At 37.0% G+C, this 18,706-nt stretch carries 20 protein-coding genes; 15 read left to right on the plus strand and 5 right to left on the minus strand.

The features are described 5' to 3' along the window. Positions 1–138 precede the first annotated feature (138 nt). Positions 139–750, minus strand: a complete 612-nt coding sequence (gene rpsD / locus IGJ02_RS01485; protein ID WP_010761823.1) for a 30S ribosomal protein S4 — start codon at positions 748–750, stop codon at positions 139–141. Positions 751–1,367: 617 nt separating this feature from the next. Between rpsD and IGJ02_RS01490 the strand changes: the two genes are divergently transcribed. The 3 genes from IGJ02_RS01490 to IGJ02_RS01500 all read left to right on the plus strand — a co-directional run bounded on the left by IGJ02_RS01490 (position 1,368) and on the right by IGJ02_RS01500 (position 3,710). After that, positions 1,368–2,165: a formate/nitrite transporter family protein gene (locus tag IGJ02_RS01490; RefSeq protein WP_010761822.1), complete on the plus strand. Its 798-nt coding sequence runs from the start codon at positions 1,368–1,370 to the stop codon at positions 2,163–2,165. Between the two features lie 98 nt (positions 2,166–2,263). Then, positions 2,264–2,911 carry a DNA alkylation repair protein gene (locus IGJ02_RS01495; protein ID WP_430602973.1) on the plus strand — a complete coding sequence of 216 codons (648 nt, stop codon included), beginning with the start codon at positions 2,264–2,266 and terminating at the stop codon, positions 2,909–2,911. Positions 2,912–2,933: 22 nt separating this feature from the next. Then, on the plus strand, positions 2,934–3,710 hold the full coding sequence (locus tag IGJ02_RS01500) for a Cof-type HAD-IIB family hydrolase (protein ID WP_010761820.1): 777 nt from the start codon (positions 2,934–2,936) through the stop codon (positions 3,708–3,710). A 50-nt stretch (positions 3,711–3,760) separates the two neighbouring features. Here the strand turns inward: IGJ02_RS01500 and def are convergent, their stop codons facing one another. Next, the gene (gene def / locus IGJ02_RS01505; RefSeq protein WP_010761819.1) at positions 3,761–4,324 is read right to left on the minus strand and encodes a peptide deformylase; all 564 of its coding nucleotides are present in this window, start codon (positions 4,322–4,324) and stop codon (positions 3,761–3,763) included. Between the two features lie 281 nt (positions 4,325–4,605). Here def and rpsO point away from each other — a divergent pair, with 281 nt between their 5' ends. The 6 genes from rpsO to IGJ02_RS01535 all read left to right on the plus strand — a co-directional run bounded on the left by rpsO (position 4,606) and on the right by IGJ02_RS01535 (position 11,933). Then, positions 4,606–4,875, plus strand: a complete 270-nt coding sequence (gene rpsO, locus IGJ02_RS01510; RefSeq protein WP_010761818.1) for a 30S ribosomal protein S15 — start codon at positions 4,606–4,608, stop codon at positions 4,873–4,875. 211 nt (positions 4,876–5,086) lie between these two features. Further along, a complete protein-coding gene (gene pnp, locus IGJ02_RS01515; protein WP_010761817.1) occupies positions 5,087–7,201 on the plus strand; it encodes a polyribonucleotide nucleotidyltransferase in 2,115 nt (704 codons plus the stop codon). Between the two features lie 186 nt (positions 7,202–7,387). Beyond that, entirely contained in the window at positions 7,388–8,248 is an 861-nt protein-coding gene (gene mreC / locus IGJ02_RS01520) for a rod shape-determining protein MreC (RefSeq protein WP_430602974.1), read from the plus strand. Between the two features lies 1 nt (position 8,249). After that, positions 8,250–8,765, plus strand: a complete 516-nt coding sequence (gene mreD / locus IGJ02_RS01525; RefSeq protein ID WP_034683718.1) for a rod shape-determining protein MreD — start codon at positions 8,250–8,252, stop codon at positions 8,763–8,765. A 241-nt stretch (positions 8,766–9,006) separates the two neighbouring features. Further along, a complete protein-coding gene (locus tag IGJ02_RS01530; protein ID WP_010761814.1) occupies positions 9,007–10,332 on the plus strand; it encodes a coiled-coil domain-containing protein in 1,326 nt (441 codons plus the stop codon). 293 nt (positions 10,333–10,625) lie between these two features. After that, positions 10,626–11,933: a PcsB-like coiled-coil domain-containing protein gene (locus IGJ02_RS01535; RefSeq protein WP_430602975.1), complete on the plus strand. Its 1,308-nt coding sequence runs from the start codon at positions 10,626–10,628 to the stop codon at positions 11,931–11,933. 105 nt (positions 11,934–12,038) lie between these two features. Here IGJ02_RS01535 and IGJ02_RS01540 read toward each other — a convergent pair whose 3' ends face one another. Continuing rightward, entirely contained in the window at positions 12,039–13,844 is a 1,806-nt protein-coding gene (locus tag IGJ02_RS01540) for a M3 family oligoendopeptidase (protein ID WP_430602976.1), read from the minus strand. 122 nt (positions 13,845–13,966) lie between these two features. On the opposite strand from IGJ02_RS01540, the gene IGJ02_RS01545 reads away from it, so the two are divergent. The 6 genes from IGJ02_RS01545 to IGJ02_RS01570 all read left to right on the plus strand — a co-directional run bounded on the left by IGJ02_RS01545 (position 13,967) and on the right by IGJ02_RS01570 (position 17,322). Then, positions 13,967–14,470, plus strand: coding sequence for a VanZ family protein (locus IGJ02_RS01545; RefSeq protein ID WP_430602977.1), 504 nt, complete (start codon positions 13,967–13,969; stop codon positions 14,468–14,470). Between the two features lie 199 nt (positions 14,471–14,669). After that, positions 14,670–15,062 carry a YxeA family protein gene (locus IGJ02_RS01550; protein WP_010761810.1) on the plus strand — a complete coding sequence of 131 codons (393 nt, stop codon included), beginning with the start codon at positions 14,670–14,672 and terminating at the stop codon, positions 15,060–15,062. 91 nt (positions 15,063–15,153) lie between these two features. Next, positions 15,154–15,354, plus strand: coding sequence for a hypothetical protein (locus IGJ02_RS01555; RefSeq protein ID WP_244264897.1), 201 nt, complete (start codon positions 15,154–15,156; stop codon positions 15,352–15,354). A gap of 217 nt (positions 15,355–15,571) precedes the next feature. Further along, positions 15,572–16,297, plus strand: coding sequence for a YebC/PmpR family DNA-binding transcriptional regulator (locus IGJ02_RS01560; RefSeq protein WP_010761808.1), 726 nt, complete (start codon positions 15,572–15,574; stop codon positions 16,295–16,297). Between the two features lie 86 nt (positions 16,298–16,383). Further along, positions 16,384–16,911, plus strand: coding sequence for a GyrI-like domain-containing protein (locus tag IGJ02_RS01565; protein WP_430602979.1), 528 nt, complete (start codon positions 16,384–16,386; stop codon positions 16,909–16,911). Positions 16,912–16,923: 12 nt separating this feature from the next. Beyond that, the gene (locus IGJ02_RS01570; protein WP_010761806.1) at positions 16,924–17,322 is read left to right on the plus strand and encodes a DUF1801 domain-containing protein; all 399 of its coding nucleotides are present in this window, start codon (positions 16,924–16,926) and stop codon (positions 17,320–17,322) included. 81 nt (positions 17,323–17,403) lie between these two features. Here IGJ02_RS01570 and IGJ02_RS01575 read toward each other — a convergent pair whose 3' ends face one another. Together IGJ02_RS01575 and IGJ02_RS01580 are read right to left on the minus strand one after the other, a co-directional pair. After that, the gene (locus IGJ02_RS01575; RefSeq protein WP_430602982.1) at positions 17,404–18,330 is read right to left on the minus strand and encodes a LacI family DNA-binding transcriptional regulator; all 927 of its coding nucleotides are present in this window, start codon (positions 18,328–18,330) and stop codon (positions 17,404–17,406) included. Between the two features lie 18 nt (positions 18,331–18,348). After that, positions 18,349–18,639, minus strand: a complete 291-nt coding sequence (locus IGJ02_RS01580) for a hypothetical protein (protein ID WP_430602984.1) — start codon at positions 18,637–18,639, stop codon at positions 18,349–18,351. Positions 18,640–18,706 lie beyond the last annotated feature (67 nt).

An 18,706-nucleotide genomic window follows, 5' to 3' on the forward strand; every position in this document is an offset into this window, starting at 1 on the left:
TATTTGGTTTTAAAGGGTGAGGCAAAAGTATTTTTACTTTTGTCTCGCTCTCATTTTTTATATAAAAAAACCTTGTACAGAGAAACTGTACAGGGTTTTTTCGAGAAAGATCCATAATGCAATAACAGCAAGAGAATCTTAAAGTTTTTGGTTGTAGTATTCAACGACAAGAGCTTCGTCGATATCAGGGTATAATTCATCACGTTCTGGTAAACGAGTGAAGCTACCTTCTAATTTTTCAGCGTCAAAGCTTACGAATGCTGGACGTCCAACAGTTGCTTCAACAGCTTCTTTGATTGTTACTACGTTTTGAGATTTTTCACGAACAGAAATCACTTGACCAACTTCAACGTGGTATGAAGGGATATCTACGCGTTTGCCATCTACAGTAACGTGACCGTGGTTTACTAATTGACGTGCTTGACGACGAGTAGTAGCAAGGCCTAAACGGTAAACGACGTTATCTAAACGTTGTTCTAGTAAGATCATGAAGTTAACACCGTGTTTACCTTCTTTGATCTTGCTTGCTTTAATAAACAAGTTAACGAATTGACGTTCGTTCATACCGTACATATGACGTAATTTTTGTTTTTCAGTTAATTGCATACCGTATTCAGAAACTTTACCACGGCTGTTTGGTCCGTGTTGTCCTGGTTTGTATGGGCGACGTGCTAGTTCTTTACCAGTTCCTGATAGAGAGATACCTAGACGACGAGAGATTTTCCATGATGGTCCTGTATAACGTGACATTAAAAATTCCTCCAATAAAATAATTTTTTGGAGTAAAATAATCTTCTGAAAAATTCATATTCGTTCAGTTCATTCTTCAACCTTCGCCCTTTGCAGCCGTGGGTTACGCAGTTGAACCTGAAAGCCGAAGCAATCAAGGCAATGAAATGTTGACGAGCCTATTATTTTTCTGCTGCATTATTTTACACAAAGCATAGTATAGCTTAAAACTGAGGATAACTCAAGCTTTTTATTAAGTAAGCTATACAATTTACCATTTGCCAGAAGCTCCACCGCCACCAGAAGAACCACCGCCCAAAATACCCCAAAAAAACATCGTTATAGCTTCCATGTCAAGTGCATCTCCTTTTGCAAGTATGTTATAATTTTATTGTAACATAATGACAACCAAGAGATGCATTCAATTTCATTGTTTTTCTGTAGGTGACTGTAGTGATGCATCAAGTCATGGGGATTTAGAGTAGTATTACAAGAAAATAGTATAAATAGAATTGAATTAATGTTATTTTAGAAAGTATTGTGAAAAAACTACTAGACAAAACCCTTACTGGTCTTTAAAATGGTAAAGGATGTTTTTGAAAATATAATATGAAAACAAATTGAAAAGGAGAAACACAATGAAACCTGTATCGCCATTATTTGAGCAGATCGACAAATCAATCAGTAAAAAAATGAACTTATTCCAAAGTAGTTTTATGCGTTACGCTTTTCGTGCAATGCTCGCTTGTATGTTTTTAACATTAGGAACAGCAGTGGCCTTTGCGATCGCAATCAAAGGTGAAGGAATGGTCCATGGCTTAGGTAAAATTCTATATGCCTTTATGTTCAGCTGGTCACTTGTTATGATTCTTTATATGAATGCGGAACTCGGAACATCGAATATGCTTTATATGACAGTTGGGGTCTATCGCAAAAAAATCAACTTCTCTTTTGCGGCAAAAATTTTATTTGCCTGTATTTTCTTTAATTTAGTCGGTGGCGTTTTGTTTGGCTATTTGATCTCATTGACTGTTCCTTTCCAAGATTTACCTGCGGATAGCTTTTTCTTTACATCGATTGCTGGTAAATTAGATAAAACAACGACACAAATTTTAGTTGAAGCAATGTTTGCAAATATCGTGGTAAATACAGCCGTATTAGTAAGTATGCGTATGAAAGACGATGCTGGTAAAGTTGCCGCAATCATTTTTATCATCTTTATCTTTGCATTCTTAGGCTACGAACACGTTATCGCCAACTTCCCAGCATTTAGTTTAGCGTATTTCGCTTCTCATGGAACAATGGCGGCAATGACAGTTGGCAGCGTAGCACACAATCTATTCTTTGCCTTGATCGGTAACTTTATTGGCGGAGGCTTAGTAATGGGCTTGGGTTATGCATGGTTGAATAATGCGGATACAACATATTTAGATTAAACAATTTAGAGGCTGAGATGGATTTTCCGTTTCAGCTTTTTTGCTGTCTACAGTATATTGAAGTAAAATAGAGTAAAAAAGAAAAAGGGAGTAATGAAATGAATAAAGTCGTTTTTCCTAAAAATAAAGAAAAAGCAGAACACATGGCGGCTTATATGAAAAATTTATTTCCTTTTGCAGGTGTTACGGCACCAGAGCGCGCTGTGCTAGAGAAAGAACTGTTGAAAGAGAGTAAAAAACTACCATTTATAGAGTTATTTGATTTAATCAGTTTTTACTATCATAAACCTGAACGGGAATATCAATATTTGGCGATCGATTTAGCAACTGTTAATGTAAAACGCTTCTCTTTTGAAGATGTGTTACACTTCAAACCTTTTGTGATCGATAAGGCTTGGTGGGATAGTGTTGATTCTTGGCGTAAATTTTTTGGCCTTTGGGGATTTCAGAATTTAGAAGAAATGCCTCAGTTGTTTGAAGCTTTTTTTGGCGAAAAAGATTTTTGGCATCGAAGAATTGCAATCAATCTGCAACTGTTATATAAAGAAAAAACAAATACTGTGTTATTGAAAAAAGCCATTATTTATGATAAAACTACAGATGAGTTCTTTATTCAAAAAGCAATTGGCTGGTCCTTGCGTCAATATAGCAAAACGGATCATTTATGGGTTCAAACATTGATCAAGACGACTGAACTAAGCCCATTAGCAGTTAGAGAAGGCAGTAAATATTTGCCAAAACCATAGAAAGCGAGCGAGTTATTACGCCATGAGAAGAAAACTTTTTGCATTTGATATCGATGGAACACTACTGGGAACAGACAGACAACCGTTGGAAAGCACAAGAGAAGCATTAAAGAGTTTAAGACAACAAGGACATCTCGTAACAATTGCAACAGGTCGCAGCCGATTTATGGCGCAAGATATTATTTTAGATTTAGATTTTTCCAATTATGTACTTTGTAATGGAGCAGCAGCATTTTTAGATCATGAGCAGTATTATCAAAATTTACTGGATCAAGATGAATTGCATCGTTTTGCTTCAGAGGTCGAGAAAAGAGAGATTGGACTTGCTTATGTTGGACTAGATGATGTTAAGAAAAATAATCATCATCGTCGTGCACAAATGGTTGAAGCGATGGGATCAATCGATTTTGAAGCACCGGAATACGATGTGAATTTCCAAAAAGAAAATGATGTGTATCAAGCATTGGCTTTTTACGACGATTCAGCAGATGGTATGTTTGACCGTGAATTTTCTAAATTCCGTTTTATTCGTTGGCATTCTGAAAGCGTAGATATCGTACCAAATAATGGTTCTAAAGCAGCGACTTTACTGAATTTAGCAGATCGTGTTGGAATTGCTCGTGAAGATATCATCACATTCGGCGATGGAGAAAATGATCGTGAAATGTTGCGTGAGGCTGGTATTGGAGTGGCGATGGGCAATGCTTTGCCGCATATCCAAAAAGAAGCAAAAATTGTGACGGATACGAATGATAATGATGGTATTTGGAAAGCATTGAAAGAACTAAAGGCAATTTAAGAATAAAAAAAGTGATCCGCACAAAACGATTGAGTTTGTGCGGATCACTTTTATTCAATGACCAAAACGCCATCTTTCAACGCATATGGGTTTTCTTGATTGATATGATCATAAAACATTACACCATTTAAATGATCGATTTCATGCTGAACGACGATTGCTTCATAATTTTTCAATCGAATCTTTTGTTTAACGCCAGATGCATCTACATAAGATAACGTGATTTTGTTGTGGCGTACCACATAACCTGGAACTTCACGGTCAACAGATAAACACCCTTCGCCTTCGCCAAGACAAGCATCTTGAACAGAATGGCTTAAAATTTTAGGATTATACATTACTGCACTTAATGTTGGTTCTGGGTTTTCCAAATCGCCGCTCGGTACATGAACCGCGATGATTCGTTTTGAAATGTCTAATTGCGGTGCCGCTAAACCAACACCGCCACGTAATCCTAATTCTTCTGCTTTGACAGGATCTTGACTATTATGTAAGAACTCCATCATTTCTTCACCTAATTTGATATCTTCATCAGATAGTGGCAGAACTACTTCTTCGGCCACTTCTCTAAGTGTTGGGTTTCCTTCGCGGATAATATCCTTCATGGTGATCATAGGATAATTCCTCCTTTATATTTAAAAGTCTCGGTCAGTTTCAGTTAGAAACTAAATCTTTCCATCAATGTATTTATTTGCCTATACAGTTTATCACAAAACCATGCATAATGGGGATAAATTGTTCAAAAAACAGTGGGGAAATTGAGCTTGGTCTTGCATTTTTAACAAATTTCCTGTAAAGTATACCTGTATGGAAACATACCGTCTTTTACTTGGTTGTGCGAATCACCAACGCATTACTCAGTAGGAAGATGACTATTAAAGAAGAGGTGAAAAACATGGCAATGTCAAAAGAAAAGAAAAACGAAATCATTAGCGAATACGCTCGTCATGAAGGAGATACTGGTTCACCAGAAGTACAGATCGCTGTATTAACTGCTGATATCAATCACTTGAATGAACACGCTCGCGTTCACAAAAAAGATCACCATTCTTACCGTGGACTAATGAAAAAAATTGGACACCGTCGTAACTTGTTAGCTTACTTACGTAAAACTGACATCCAACGTTACCGCGAATTGATCCAACGTTTAGGATTACGTCGTTAATCAAAAAAGGAAAAGCGAGATTCGTAATGAACCTCGCTTTTTAGCTTATTTAAAAGCGAAGGTTTAGTCATCCGAAAAATACTAAAAAATCATCATCTTTGGAAAGTTTGAATGAATCTACTAACCAAATAAAAGGACTCAATTTTTTTGAATCTTTTCATTTGTTTAGTAGTAGTCTAACTTTTCCGAAGAATCGAAGGAGAAGAGATATATGTCAGAAAAACAAGTATTCAAAACAACTTGGGGCGGACGTCCATTACAAGTTGAAGTTGGCCAATTAGCCAAACAAGCAAATGGCGCAGTATTAGTTCGTTATGGAGAGACAGTGGTATTAAGTGCCGCTGTTGCTTCAAAAGATGCGAGAGATTTCGATTTCTTCCCATTAACAGTCAACTATGAAGAAAAAATGTACGCTGTAGGTAAAATCCCTGGTGGATTCATCAAACGTGAAGGTCGTCCGAGTGAACGTGCAACATTAACTGCTCGTTTGATTGACCGCCCAATCCGTCCGATGTTTGCTGAAGGCTTCCGTAATGAAGTTCAAATCACAAATACCGTGATGAGTGTTGAACAAGACTGCACACCAGAAATGGCGGCAATGTTTGGTTCATCTCTAGCATTAGCGATTTCAGATATTCCGTTTGATGGACCAATCGCAGGTGTTGATGTAGGTCGTGTAGATGGCGAATACGTGCTAAATCCAACAGTAGAACAATCTGAAAAAACAGATATCGAATTAACCGTTGCAGGAACGAAAAAAGCAATCAACATGGTTGAAAGTGGTGCCAAAGAAGTATCAGAAGAAGATATGCTAGGCGCGCTACTTTTCGGTTTTGATGCAATCAAAGAACTAGTTGCTTTCCAAGAAGAAATCGTTGCCGCTGTTGGTAAAGAAAAAATGGAAATCAAATTATTACAAGTTGATGCTGACTTGAAAAAAGAAATTTTCGATGCTTACTATGCTTCAATGAAAGAAGCGGTTATGACAGAAGAAAAACTAGCTCGTGAAGTTAATATCGATGCAATAAAAGACCAATTAAAAGAAGCGTATGCTGAAAAATTTGCAGGTCATGAAGATGAAACGCAAGTAGCCAAAGAAGTAAAACAAATTGCGGAAGATCTTGAAAAAGATGTGGTTCGTGAATTGATCACGATCGATAAAATCCGTCCTGATGGCCGTAAACTAGACGAAATTCGTCCGTTAGCTTCAGAAGTCGGCATTTTACCACGCGTTCATGGTTCTGGATTGTTTACTCGTGGACAAACACAAGCATTGTCTGTTGTGACATTAGCACCGCTTGGCGAACACCAAATCATTGATGGATTAGGTGTAGAAGACAGCAAACGTTTCATTCATCATTATAACTTCCCGCAATTCTCTGTTGGTTCAACAGGCCGTGCCGGATCACCTGGTCGTCGTGAAATCGGTCATGGTGCTTTAGGGGAACGTGCGATGGCGCAAATTATTCCTGATGAAGCTGATTTTCCATACATGATCCGTGTGGTATCAGAAGTTTTGGAATCAAATGGTTCTTCATCACAAGCAAGTATCTGTGCCGGAATCTTAGCATTGATGGATGCTGGTGTACCAATTAAAGCACCAGTTGCCGGAATTGCAATGGGACTTGTCAGTGATGGGGAAAACTATACAATTTTAACAGATATCCAAGGACTAGAAGATCACCTAGGCGACATGGACTTTAAAGTTGCTGGAACAAAAGATGGAATTACAGCACTACAAATGGACATCAAAATCCAAGGGATCACTGAACAAATCTTGACAGAAGCCTTAACTCAAGCGAAAAAAGCACGTATGGAAATTCTTGCTGAATTGACATCAACATTAGCTGAACCTCGTCCAGAATTAAGCAAATACGCACCGAAAATCGAAATGATCCAAATCGCTCCTGCCAAAATCAAAGATGTGATTGGTAAAGGTGGAGAAACAATCAATGGAATCATTGATGAAACTGGCGTGAAAATCGATATCGATCAAGAAGGTAATGTAAGTATTGCTTCTGCTGATGCTGATATGATCAAAAAAGCGATCAAGATCATTGAAGAGTTGACAAAAGAAGTGGAAGTTGGACAAGTTTACCTTGGTAAAGTCGTTCGTATCGAAAAATTCGGCGCATTTGTTAACTTGATCAAAGGAAAAGACGGGCTTGTTCATATTTCTCAATTAGCGAACGAACGTGTAAACAACGTTGAAGATATTGTGAAACTTGGGGATGAAGTTCTTGTGAAAGTTACTGAAATCGACAAACAAGGTCGTGTAAATGTTTCACGCAAAGCGTTGTTGACTGAAGAAAATAAAGAAAAATAAGCAAAGGAATTTTGCTATTAAATGACTTTCAAACGAAGCAGAGTAAGGTGTTCATCCTACTCTGCTTTTTTGTGAAAATGACTTTATTTAATAAAAAAACATAAAGACGCATCACAGCTCTTTTGTTTGCCTCTAATTAGTGGTAAAATTGTTGCTATCAGTCTAAAGATTATTCGGGGTGTCGATGTGAAAAAATTTAATCCAAATAAAAATATAATTATCACGCTGATCGTCGTGATCATTGTGGTTACGGTCATTAGTTTGACCGCAGCTCACAGAGCGAATAGTGGGAAAACAAATCTTGGGCAATCAGCAGTTAACGACAGCGTAGGTTTTGTTGATAAAGTTATTGCGTTTCCAGGTAAAGTAATCAGTAGTGGAGTATCATCAATCAGTACGCTTTTTAACACCTACGATGAAAATCAACGCTTAAAAGAAAGAATTGACGGATATGGTGAACTTTCTATCCAAAACGATAACTTAAAAAAAGAAAATGAAGCATTAAAAAAAGAACTTTCATTGAATGAGACATTAGGGAATTATGAAAAAGTAACGGCAACAGTTGTTTCTCGTTCTCCTGATATGTGGCAAGACTTATTGATCGTTGATCGAGGCTCAAATGATGGGATTGAACCGAATATGGCTGTCTTAGCTCAAAAAGGGCTGATCGGCCGTGTAGTTGAAGTAAATGCGACGTCTTCAAAAGTTGAGTTATTAACATCTAAAAATCAGAATTCAAATCATTTTCCAGTTCAAATCAATTCTGAAAAAGGTGATTCATATGGTCTTTTGAAGGAGTATGATGACAAAGAAAATACATTGATCGTCAGTCAATTGGTAGGAGATATGGATATCAAAGAAGGCGACATTGTTCAAACATCTGGATTAGGACAAAATTCTCCAGCGAATCTGCCAGTCGGTGTGGTTCAAAAAGTTAAACCAGACAGCTATGGCTTAGATCGAGAAGTTTATGTTAAGCCGTACGCTGAAATGTATAATATACCCGTTGTGACGATCATCAAGAGACTAGCTGGAGCGGGGGAGTAAGATGCAAGTAATTCGAAAAGAAAATGTTAGATACTATGCGCCGATAGTTTTCTTTTTACTGATGCTGATCGACGGTCAATTAACTCAAGCTGCACGGAATGTAACAGATAACGTCTATTTTCCAAATGCTCACTTTATGTTGTTGGCATTTTTGATGGCAGTCCCTAATCTGTCTAAACGCTATTTGTTGATCACAGCTCTGGTTTTAGGAATGATTTGCGATAGTTATTATATCGGTATCATTGGGATCTATACGGTTGCTTTAGCAGCGACTGTTATGATGATGTATCGGTTTCAACGAGTGGTTCATACGAATCTTTTAACGGCTTTTTTTGGGATGATTATTTTTGTGACTACGTATGAACTGATTGCGATGGGGCTACAAATTATTTTTCATCTATCAAACGTGGCGCCGCTATTATTTATCACAAAAGTTTTAGGACCAACACTACTTTTTAATATGTTGATATTTGTTATTTTTTCTTACCCAATGAAAAGACTATTCGCTAATGAATAGTCTTTTTTTATTGGAAATGGACAAAATATTGTAAGAGATATTATTGAAAAGTCCATTTTTTAAGGTTTCAGAAAGATTATTGGTGTTATTTAATTCTGTTCAGTGAAACAATTTTGTAATATGCCTTTTATCTGTATGTCATACTGCTATGTTACAATTAGCACGTTGTCAGATTAAAATAAAACTGAAATAATACCCAGAACTTATAAAATACATACAGTAAATGCCGGAGGAATAAAGAGTGAAAAAAAGTATATTATCAGCGTTGATGGTTTGTTCGATCACGCTTACTTCAGCTGCCTTGCCTATGGCTGCAGTTGCAGATGACTATGATACCAAGATTGAAAAGCAAGATGAAATCATCAATGGACTAAAAACAAAAGAATCAGAGGCTTTGTCTAAATTATCAGCAATTGAATCAGATATGTTGACGACAGCTACTAAAATTGATGAATTGACAGCTAAGAAAAAAACACTTAAAGAAGAAATCACAAAGTTATATGGTGAGATTTCTGATTTGAATGTTCGTATTCAAAAAAGAGAAGTTCAAATGCGCAATCAAGCTCGTGATGTTCAAGTAAGTGGAACAAGCACTAGTTATTTAGATGTAATCATCAATTCCGAGTCTATCTCTGATGCAATCAGCCGTGTTCAAGGAATCACAACGCTGGTTAATGCAAATAATGATTTATTAGAACGACAAACGTCTGATAAAGAAGACGTAGAAAAAAAGACAAAGACAGTAGAATCACAAATTTCTGTTTTAGAAACTTCTACAAAAGAACTAAATGAAAAACAAGCATCTTTAAATACTTTAAAAATTGAGCAAGAAATTGCTAAAAATGAGTTAGAAGCACAACGCTCAACAGAAGAAAACAAGAAATCTGAGTATGTTGATCAAAAGGCTGCAGCTCAAAAGAAATTAGAAGAAGAACAAGCAAAACAAGCGAAACAAGCCGAAGCACAAAGAAAAGCTGAAGCTGAAGCAGCTAAAAAACTTGCTGAAGCACAGGCTGCAAATCCTGGGCTTGCAAAAATGAATGTTGTAGAAGAAAATGGTACAACGAATGAAGCTCCAGCTACACTAGTATCAGAAAAACCAAATGGCAGTACTGCTGGCGGTGGTAGTAGTATTGGTACTGGCGGCGTGTCAGCAGCAAAGAAAAAAGCAGCGCAAATTGCTTTAAATGCTGTAGGCCAAACAAATCCAACCGGATGGGGTCAAAGCGGTGAGTGTATTGTAGCTGTACAAAATTGGCTGAATGCAGCAGGCATTAGATTCTCACCAGGTGGTCCTCATAGTGGATATACTCAATCAGGAGCAGTTCAAGTGTCTTGGTCTGATGTTCAAGTTGGAGACGTTGTTCAATACGAAAACGCTCTTAGCCCTGATGCTTGGTTGGACGGCGTTCACACGGTCCTAGTCGTTGGTGTCAACGGCAGTTCAGTTCAGATCGTTGAATCAAATAATCCAGCAGGTTCCGGTTATGTGTCAACAACCACTGGTTGGACACCAAGCCCATATGCAGCAAACTTTAGAGCCGTTGTATGGCGCTTTCCAGGATAAGCTAATAGAATAATTAAATCCCTACCGACTAAAATCAAATAGATTTTGTGGGTGGGGATTATTTGTAATATATCATTTATTGAAGTATGGTAAGAGAATCAGTGTTGTGTTATAAATGATAGGTGATTATTCAGATGTCATTTTGAACTATCAAAAATGAAATACTCCTGTAACATTAATTTTATATGTATGACATGTGATTATGATACAATGATTTCGTTGTCAATATAAGAATGAAAATTACTCAAAAGATGAATGAATTTATTATAAGTAAAAAGTCGGAGGAATGAATTTTGAAAAAAAGTATATTACCATTACTAATGATTTGCTCATTAACCCTAACATCTGTAGCTTTACCATTAGTTTCATCAGCAGATGAAGTGGACTCTAAAATTCAACAAAAAGACCAAGCAATTTCAGGATTGAAGTCTCAAGAAGCAGACGCTCAAAGCCAAGTAGCAGCAGTACAAAATCAAGTAGCTTCAATTAACGAAAAAGCAGAAACATTACTAGCTGAACAAGGCAAATTAAGAAAAACATCTTCTAACTTAGAAAAAGAAATTTCACAATTAACAAAACGTATTGAAAAACGTGAAGTGGCCATTCAAAACCAAGCACGTGACGTACAAGTTAACGGTAACAGCACAAGCTACATGGATGCATTATTGAATGCAAAATCAGTTTCTGATGCTATTACTCGCGTTACTGCAATGTCTACAATCGTTAATGCCAACAACGACTTAGTGAAACAACAACAAGAAGATAAAAAAGCAGTTGAAACTAAGAAAACTGAAAATGAAAATAAATTACAAGAACTTCAAGACAACCAAGTTGAACTTGAAGCACAAAAAGGTGAACTTGTTAAAGCTGAGGCAGATTTGAATGTATTACAAACAACATTAGCTGCTGAAAGAGCAACTGCTGAAGATCAAAAAGCTGGCTTAGTGAAAGAAAAAGAAGCAGCTGTAGCAGAACAAGCTCGTATTGCTGCACAAGAAAAAGCAGCTACTGAAAATGCTAAAAAAGCAGCTGAAGAAACTGCAGCGGCTAAAACAACAGCGACTACAGAACAATCATCAAGCACAACTGCTTCATCAGAAGAAACTAGCTCTACTGATACTGGAAGCGTAACACCTCCATCAGGAGGCGGTAGCCAACAAGTGACTCCTCCATCAGGTGGCGGCGGCGGTCAAGAAGTAACACCTCCAGCTCCAGGGGGAGGAGGCGGTGGTCAAGTAACACCACCACCATCAACTGGCGGTTCTGCAATTTCTATTGCAGCAGCACAAGTTGGTAAACCTTATGTTTGGGGTGCGCAAGGACCAGATAGTTTTGACTGCTCTGGATTAGTTTATTACGCATTCGCAGCTACTGGACGTCAATTAGGACGCGTTACTACTGCACAAGAAAGTGCTGGTACACGTATCTCTGTGGGTGAAGCTCAAGCTGGAGATTTATACTTCTGGGGTAGCCCAGGTGCTTCTTACCACGTAGCAATTGCTACAGGTGGTGGCGGTTATATCCACGCTGGCGATCCAAGTACAGGGGTTCAATACAGCAATGTTGGTTCATTTACACCAAGCTTCGCTGTACGTATGTAATCAAACTTAATTTAATAATTTAAGAACCAGACAGTTGTCTGGTTCTTTTTCTGTATACAAACTAAAAAGAAGCTTCAACGAAAAATCCGTTGAAACTTCTCAATACTATTTAATATACTCTTCTGTCAATTCCATAAACTCATTCACATCTTTAATCACTTGATCGATCGCAGCTTGCCAAAAATCAGGTTTTGTTAAATCAACATCGAGATGTTTTTTAGCTAAGTCTTCTGAAGTCATAGATGCAGTATCACGAAGCAAGGCAATATATTGATCTTCGAAATCACTACCTTGTTTATTTGCATAAGCATAAATCCCCATACTGAACAAGTAGCCAAATGTGTAAGGGAAATTATAAAATGGAACATCATCAATAAAGAAATGTAATTTGCTTGCCCAAAAATGAGGATGATAAGTTCCTAAACTATCTTGATAACTTTCTTTTTGCGCTTCAAGCATCAATTCGGTTATTTCATCTTCACTAAGCAACCCTTTTTGACGAGCTTCATAAAAACTATTTTCAAAAATGAAGCGAGAGTGGATATTCATAAACATCGCAATTGCATTTTGCATCTTAGTATCTAATAAATTAATTTTCTCCTCAGGCGTTTCTGCTTCTTTAAGGGTTGCATCAGCAACAATCAATTCTGCGAACGTGCTGGCTGTTTCTGCGACGTTCATTGCATATTCTCGATCAAGAGTTGGAAGATCCCACATCACGCTGCTATGGAACGCATGACCTAATTCATGAGCCAAGGTTGCGACTTCATTGATCGAGTTTCCAAATGTCATAAAAATTCTAGATTCTTTGGTTTCAGGAAGTTCAGTACAATAACCGCCGGGGCGTTTATCGGGACGATCTTCTGCTTCGATCCAACTTTTTTCAAAAGCATCTTTAGCAAATGTCGCCATTTTTGGACTAAATTTTTCAAAGTTTTCTAAAATAAATTCTGCAGCTTCATCAAAGCTATATGTTTTTTCTTTTAAATCGCCTAAAATGATTGGTGCATCTTGATCTTGCCAGTCCATTTTTTCTTTTCCGAATAATTGTGCTTTACGCGTCAAAAAGTCAATAAAGGGCTGTTTATTTTTTTGAATCGTTGCCCACATTACATCTAGGGTTTCTTTTTGCATACGGTTATAGTTCAATGGTTTTTCTAAGAAATCAGTCACACCATGTAGTTTGTATTCACTTAAACGGAATCCATCTAAATGATTCAAAGTGTCTGCTAATAAGGGGGCTTTTTCACTCCAAGCGTTTTCCCATTCTTTGAATAGTTTGGCACGAACCTCTGCGCTAGGATCACTCATCATCCGATTAAAAGCTTGTCCAGCTGAAAGTGAAATAGGTTGACCGTCCTCTGTGAATGGAATCGAAATACTCGCCACAATCGTATCGTAATGGCTACTCCAAGCGTTAAGACCGTCTAAAGATAATGTATTGATAATGTTCTCTTCCTGCTCGGATAATAGCTGCATGCCGTCACGACGAATTTCATTTAAACGAAACGCAATCGATTCAAAGGTAGGTAAAGCTGTTAAGGTTTGCCAATGCTCATCAGAAATTTCTGTCAATTTTTTAGTGAAAATAGTTTCTGCTAACTGAATTGCAGGTAATAATGAAAAGAGGTCACCAGACAAAATTTTAGCTTTCTTATCTTTTGTATCTGCAGATGCTAATGCGTTGATAAAGCTGTTGCATTGTGAAAAACCATCAGAAATTGTTCCTTGTAAAGTTAAGATTTGTTGCAATTCTTGATAATCAGTGTCATTTTCTGGTGTCCACTGTTCAATCAATTGGTGATACGTTTGGCTTTGCTCTTTCAATTCTGTTAAACGTTGTTCCAATTGTACCGAGTGGCTACCTCCTGGGAAAATGCTATCTAAATCCCAAACGAGCGAATAAGTCATATCTGATTCCTTCTTTCTTAATTCTATTTCTTCTAGTATATCATAAGAAAAAAAGATTGAGCGATTGTTTATTTTATTATAAAAAACTACTATAATGATAGTAATTGAAACGAGGTGACAAATTGAAAAAACAGTTGAAAAATAGTAATTTCTATATATTTCTGGCCTTTTTAATTATGGCAGTTTTATTTTATAGTTCTTCTCAAACATACGAACAACAATCTCAAGTTGGATTGTTGGACAAGTTATTGAGTAATCATCCATTTAAGGAACAATTGAAAGGCATCTCATTTAGCTATGCTGGAAGTGAAGTAAGCATTCAAGCACGAGGTTATGCAAAATTTGTGGAGTTCTTTATTCGCAAAGGTGCTCATTTTGGGACATACTTTTTATTAGGTGGTAGCTGGTTTATTGGATTAAATATGAGAATCAAACAACCGCTTTTGATTGGTGTTGTTGCGTGGCTTACAGCAACTGGTTATGCTGGTTTGGATGAATACCATCAAATGCTGACAGGTGGTCGGACACCACTATTTCAGGATGTGATGCTGGATTCTATCGGCGCACTTACGGCAGTGGTTCTTTGTTTACTTGTGATTGGTATCAAAAAATTGAAGAAAAAATAAGTGAAGTACTAATGAGCGTCTGAAATAATAATTCAGTTTTTTAAATAAATGGAGCGATACTTTGATATTCAGAGGATTGTTTCATTTATTTTTATAATTTAAGTAAAAAATCAGTCTCTAGCTGGATGTCCATAGAATGAAAATATTCTACTATGAGTAGAGTAGATGAAATTAGACGAAAAGGAGAGAGTGGCATCTGATGAAACAGTTCTGCAAATCGGTATTGGCGATAATCGTCATCATGGGAATCTGTGTGATGGGGCTGAGAATTTATACGTACAATAATACCTCGACTGCTGCAGCTATGATCGATCACTTTAATCCGTTGGTCAAGACCGCAACTCTTTATACTAAGACAACAGAAAAATATGAGTACAAATATCCTGATGCAGTCACAAAAATAGAAAATTTTGCATATATTCAAAATTGTTACACTAATAATGGACAAAAGCGGAAACTAGAGTATATTTCGTTTGGGAAAAAGTTAACCCCAGACAAATTCCTTAAACTCACTGTTAAAGGTCAGAAAGTTTTGGATTGGGAAGAAATAGATAAACGAGATTTGTCGAAAGAAATATTGCCCTTATTATAGTTAAATGAAAAAAATCTTACGTAGAAAATAGTCTAATTCAAAAGAAATCCTTCTATAATCTATAAGTAAGGAGTGATTAAATTTGGAACGTGTGATTATTAATAAAAAGCAGACAAGAGATACTGCAACGATCCCAAGCTTAGGGATGTTGGCCTATCGAATTTTTCCAGATACAGAGTGCATCAATATTCAATTATTGAGCGGAGCGCAAGAAGAATGTACAATTCCATTTAAAGATGGAGAAATGTTCAGCTTGCGTGATGTGAATTTACAGCTAGATGTTGTTGATTAAAATGAAAAAAAGGTAAGACAACCGATTTCAATAGGTGTCTTACCTTTTTTACTGTAATCTGTCTCAAATAAGAGTAAAGGTTGCAACTATTAGGAAGAATAGTAAAATAGAAGGTAATAAATTAAACTAGATTATCTAGCTTTAAGAGTGAGTCTTTCGGAAAAAAGATAAGATGCTGGATGAGCAAGATACACTTTTTAAAATAGGAGGAATAACAATGGCAGGGCATAGTAAATGGAAAAATATTCAAGGTAGAAAAAATGCACAGGATGCGAAACGAGGAAAGATTTTTCAAAAATTATCAAGAGAAATTTATATGGCGGCTAAAGCAGGAGGAGCAGATCCAGCAACTAATGCAGCGTTAAGATTGGTTATGGATAAAGCCAAAGCGGCTAATATGCCTAATGATAATATTGACCGCGCAATTAAAAAAGCCAGTAGTGCGGGAGAAAATGAGCACTATGACGAGATTACTTATGAAGGATATGGACCAGCGGGGGTAGCGATTTTAGTCTATGCTTTGACAGACAATCGTAATCGTACAGCAACGAATGTCCGAGTTGCTTTTACTAGAAATGGCGGTTCTTTAGGTGAAACAGGTTCCGTGAGTTATATGTTCGATCGCAAAGGGTATATCGCAATTGAGCGCTCAGGTCTTTCGGTTGATGAAGATACGATGTTTGAAAATGTATTGGAAGCAGGCGCAGAGGATTTGGAAACATCTGAAGAAGTGTTTGAAATTTATACGGCACCAGAAGATTTTACTACAGTCAGAGATACCTTAGAGAAAGACGGTTATACATTGGCACAAGCGGAATTGACGATGGTGCCGCAAACCTTGGTAGAACTGGAAGAAGAGCAACAAGAACAACTACAAATTCTGATCGATAAACTAGAAGAAGACGATGATGTATCAGAAGTTTTCACTTCAGCTGATAGGTGATTCTTTAGAAATAGTGAAAATGATGACATAAAGTTGTCATCATTTTTATGTTAATTTATAGTCATCACGTTAAAGGGGATGATACGATGAATTATCGAGTTGAGCAAAAAGCAGCATTCACTGTTAGAGGATACACAAAAGAAATAGCTAAGATCGAAAACAATGAAAATTTCTATGCAATATCACACTTCTGGTCAAATTTGACAGACGAAAAAATCAATCAGCTGGTGTCTATCTCAGATGGCAGTGTCCAGGGGTTATTAGGTGTTTCTGATAGTAACGAGAGTAAAAAGGAACAATTTAACTATACGATTGGAACAAGTGTAAATCATGAGGAATCTGCTAAAAACGAGTTAAACGATCGCCCATTTCCAGCCTCCTCTTGGGCAATATTTAAGTGTATCGGCGCGATTTCAGCAGGAATTAAGGCCATCGATGAAAACCAGCCTTTTGAGCTTAATAACTTGATGCAATTAAAACAAAAAAAGTATGCACCGTGGCTAGATGAGCCAATTTTGGAAAATACTGAGATTCCGAGAATTGAGTTTTATCCGCTTGGAGACATGGAAGCAGCAGATTATCTCTGTGAATTATGGATACCTATAAAACAGTAAAAGAGGGATAAAATGAAAGAAATCACTGATGTAAGTGTTGCAACTGTTTTTGAACGTTATCCTGAAGAATATCGAAAACCTTTACTGGCAATTCGTGATCTGATTTTTGTTACAGCAGCGAATTTAACTGTTGTTGGTGAGTTAGAAGAAAGTTTAAAATGGCATCAGCCTTCTTATGCAACGAAAGTAAGCAAGTCAGGCAGTCCAATCCGTATCGATCGTTTTGGTGATGAAAAAATCGCGGTCTTCTTTCACTGTCAAACGACTTTAGTAGAGGAATTTAGAGCGTTATTTAGTGATGTTTTCGAGTTTTCTAAGAATCGAGCAATTGTTATTGATCCTGAAAAAGAACTACCAGTCAATGAACTGACTTTTTGTATTGAGCAAGCATTGACATATCATAAGAGATAAACTAAAAAGGAACTATACAATACCACAGATAATGGGTTTGTATAGTTCCTTTTTAGTTGGCGTAAATAGAGCTTGATGATCCTATTGGCGTTTAATAAATGTATAAGGAATGGACACCGTTCTTCTTACTTCTTCCCACAAAAGATGGAAAGCCGCTTCCCCACACTGATCGATATGGTGATCGATCGTCGAAAAATTAAGCAGTCTGCTGGAAAGTAAATTTTCCTCTCCAATCACTGTCACCTGGTCTCGAGAAACATGCTGTAAAATACCAGCAGCAACATCATCGCCATTGGTGACAATCACTTCAAGTTCTTTTAACTGTGCAAAATGAATTCCCGCTTGGATACCATCTTCGTATGTACGGCACTTTCTAACAATCATTGACTCGTCAAAATAGCCGATGATATCACTGTAAGCTTGTAACACCAATCCAGTACTGGCGCTTTCTTTTTCAGTACGTCCGACTGTTAAACCAATTTTATGATAGCCTTGTTTTTTCAAACTTGTAAAAAGATCAACATAGGATGCTTCACGTTTGATTGAAACACAGGAAATAGGGAAATCACCCGTATCTTCACAACAAACGATCGGTGCATATTTTAGATAACGTGTAATGGTTTCAAAAGAAACTTTTTTTGAGGTAATGATCATACCGTCCCAAGCTTTTGCAGCTAATTCATCCAAATAGTGTTTCTCGATGTTAGGATCATAATTAGTTGGAAGTAAGGTCACTTTATAGCCCTCGTCAAACGCAGCATTCAAGATACCGCTGACGATTTTATCAGAGTAAGGGTGGTTGGCATAAGGGATCATGACCGCAATATGTTTTGATTTACCACTACTCAAATCACGCGCCTTGGCATTGGGTATATAATCTAGTTCGTGCATGATTTTCAATATCTTTGCTCGTTTTTCCTCAGATACATAAGGATGATTATTTAAAACGCGAGAAACGGTAGTGACTGAATAACCAGATAGCTTGGCAATATCACGAATATTTGCCATAAATGACTCCTTTCAAACCTAGTAACTAACGCTTACAGAACGCAGAATCCGGCTTAAAAAAGGCATCAAGTGATTTCCATAATCAATAAAGTGAAAATGTTCTCCTTCATAATCAAAGCAAATAAAATCAAGCTCGCCTTCTTCTCCAAACGTTAATCCGTCTATTTCAGCCAATTCTACTGCTTTATCAATTGGTTTGCAATAGTTATTCAAACTACGAATCACAAGTACTCCTTTTTCAGTTGATAAAGAAACGAAGTAATAATCGAGTCCTAAGAAATCAGTCAATTCAAGCATACCATTCATCATAAATCGATTCCTCCTGTCTTTTTTTCAACTATAAAGTATGAAACGCGTATCAGGTCAAGAGGAATGA

This window comes from Enterococcus sp. DIV0724b (assembly GCF_050531475.1).
Classification (GTDB): Bacteria; Bacillota; Bacilli; order Lactobacillales; family Enterococcaceae; genus Enterococcus_L; species Enterococcus_L haemoperoxidus.

Excerpts from the sequence above, each read along its gene's own strand:
- IGJ02_RS01550 (WP_010761810.1), top strand. The coding sequence starts at position 14,670 with ATGAAACAGTTCTGCAAATCGGTATTGGCGATAATCGTCATCATGGGA.
- IGJ02_RS01580 (WP_430602984.1), bottom strand. The coding sequence starts at position 18,639 with ATGATGAATGGTATGCTTGAATTGACTGATTTCTTAGGACTCGATTAT.
- rpsO (WP_010761818.1), top strand. The coding sequence starts at position 4,606 with ATGGCAATGTCAAAAGAAAAGAAAAACGAAATCATTAGCGAATACGCT.
- def (WP_010761819.1), bottom strand. The coding sequence starts at position 4,324 with ATGATCACCATGAAGGATATTATCCGCGAAGGAAACCCAACACTTAGA.
- IGJ02_RS01575 (WP_430602982.1), bottom strand. The coding sequence starts at position 18,330 with ATGGCAAATATTCGTGATATTGCCAAGCTATCTGGTTATTCAGTCACT.
- IGJ02_RS01490 (WP_010761822.1), top strand. The coding sequence starts at position 1,368 with ATGAAACCTGTATCGCCATTATTTGAGCAGATCGACAAATCAATCAGT.
- pnp (WP_010761817.1), top strand. The coding sequence starts at position 5,087 with ATGTCAGAAAAACAAGTATTCAAAACAACTTGGGGCGGACGTCCATTA.
- rpsD (WP_010761823.1), bottom strand. The coding sequence starts at position 750 with ATGTCACGTTATACAGGACCATCATGGAAAATCTCTCGTCGTCTAGGT.
- IGJ02_RS01500 (WP_010761820.1), top strand. The coding sequence starts at position 2,934 with ATGAGAAGAAAACTTTTTGCATTTGATATCGATGGAACACTACTGGGA.
- IGJ02_RS01540 (WP_430602976.1), bottom strand. The coding sequence starts at position 13,844 with ATGACTTATTCGCTCGTTTGGGATTTAGATAGCATTTTCCCAGGAGGT.
- IGJ02_RS01560 (WP_010761808.1), top strand. The coding sequence starts at position 15,572 with ATGGCAGGGCATAGTAAATGGAAAAATATTCAAGGTAGAAAAAATGCA.
- IGJ02_RS01570 (WP_010761806.1), top strand. The coding sequence starts at position 16,924 with ATGAAAGAAATCACTGATGTAAGTGTTGCAACTGTTTTTGAACGTTAT.
- IGJ02_RS01495 (WP_430602973.1), top strand. The coding sequence starts at position 2,264 with ATGAATAAAGTCGTTTTTCCTAAAAATAAAGAAAAAGCAGAACACATG.
- mreD (WP_034683718.1), top strand. The coding sequence starts at position 8,250 with ATGCAAGTAATTCGAAAAGAAAATGTTAGATACTATGCGCCGATAGTT.
- IGJ02_RS01565 (WP_430602979.1), top strand. The coding sequence starts at position 16,384 with ATGAATTATCGAGTTGAGCAAAAAGCAGCATTCACTGTTAGAGGATAC.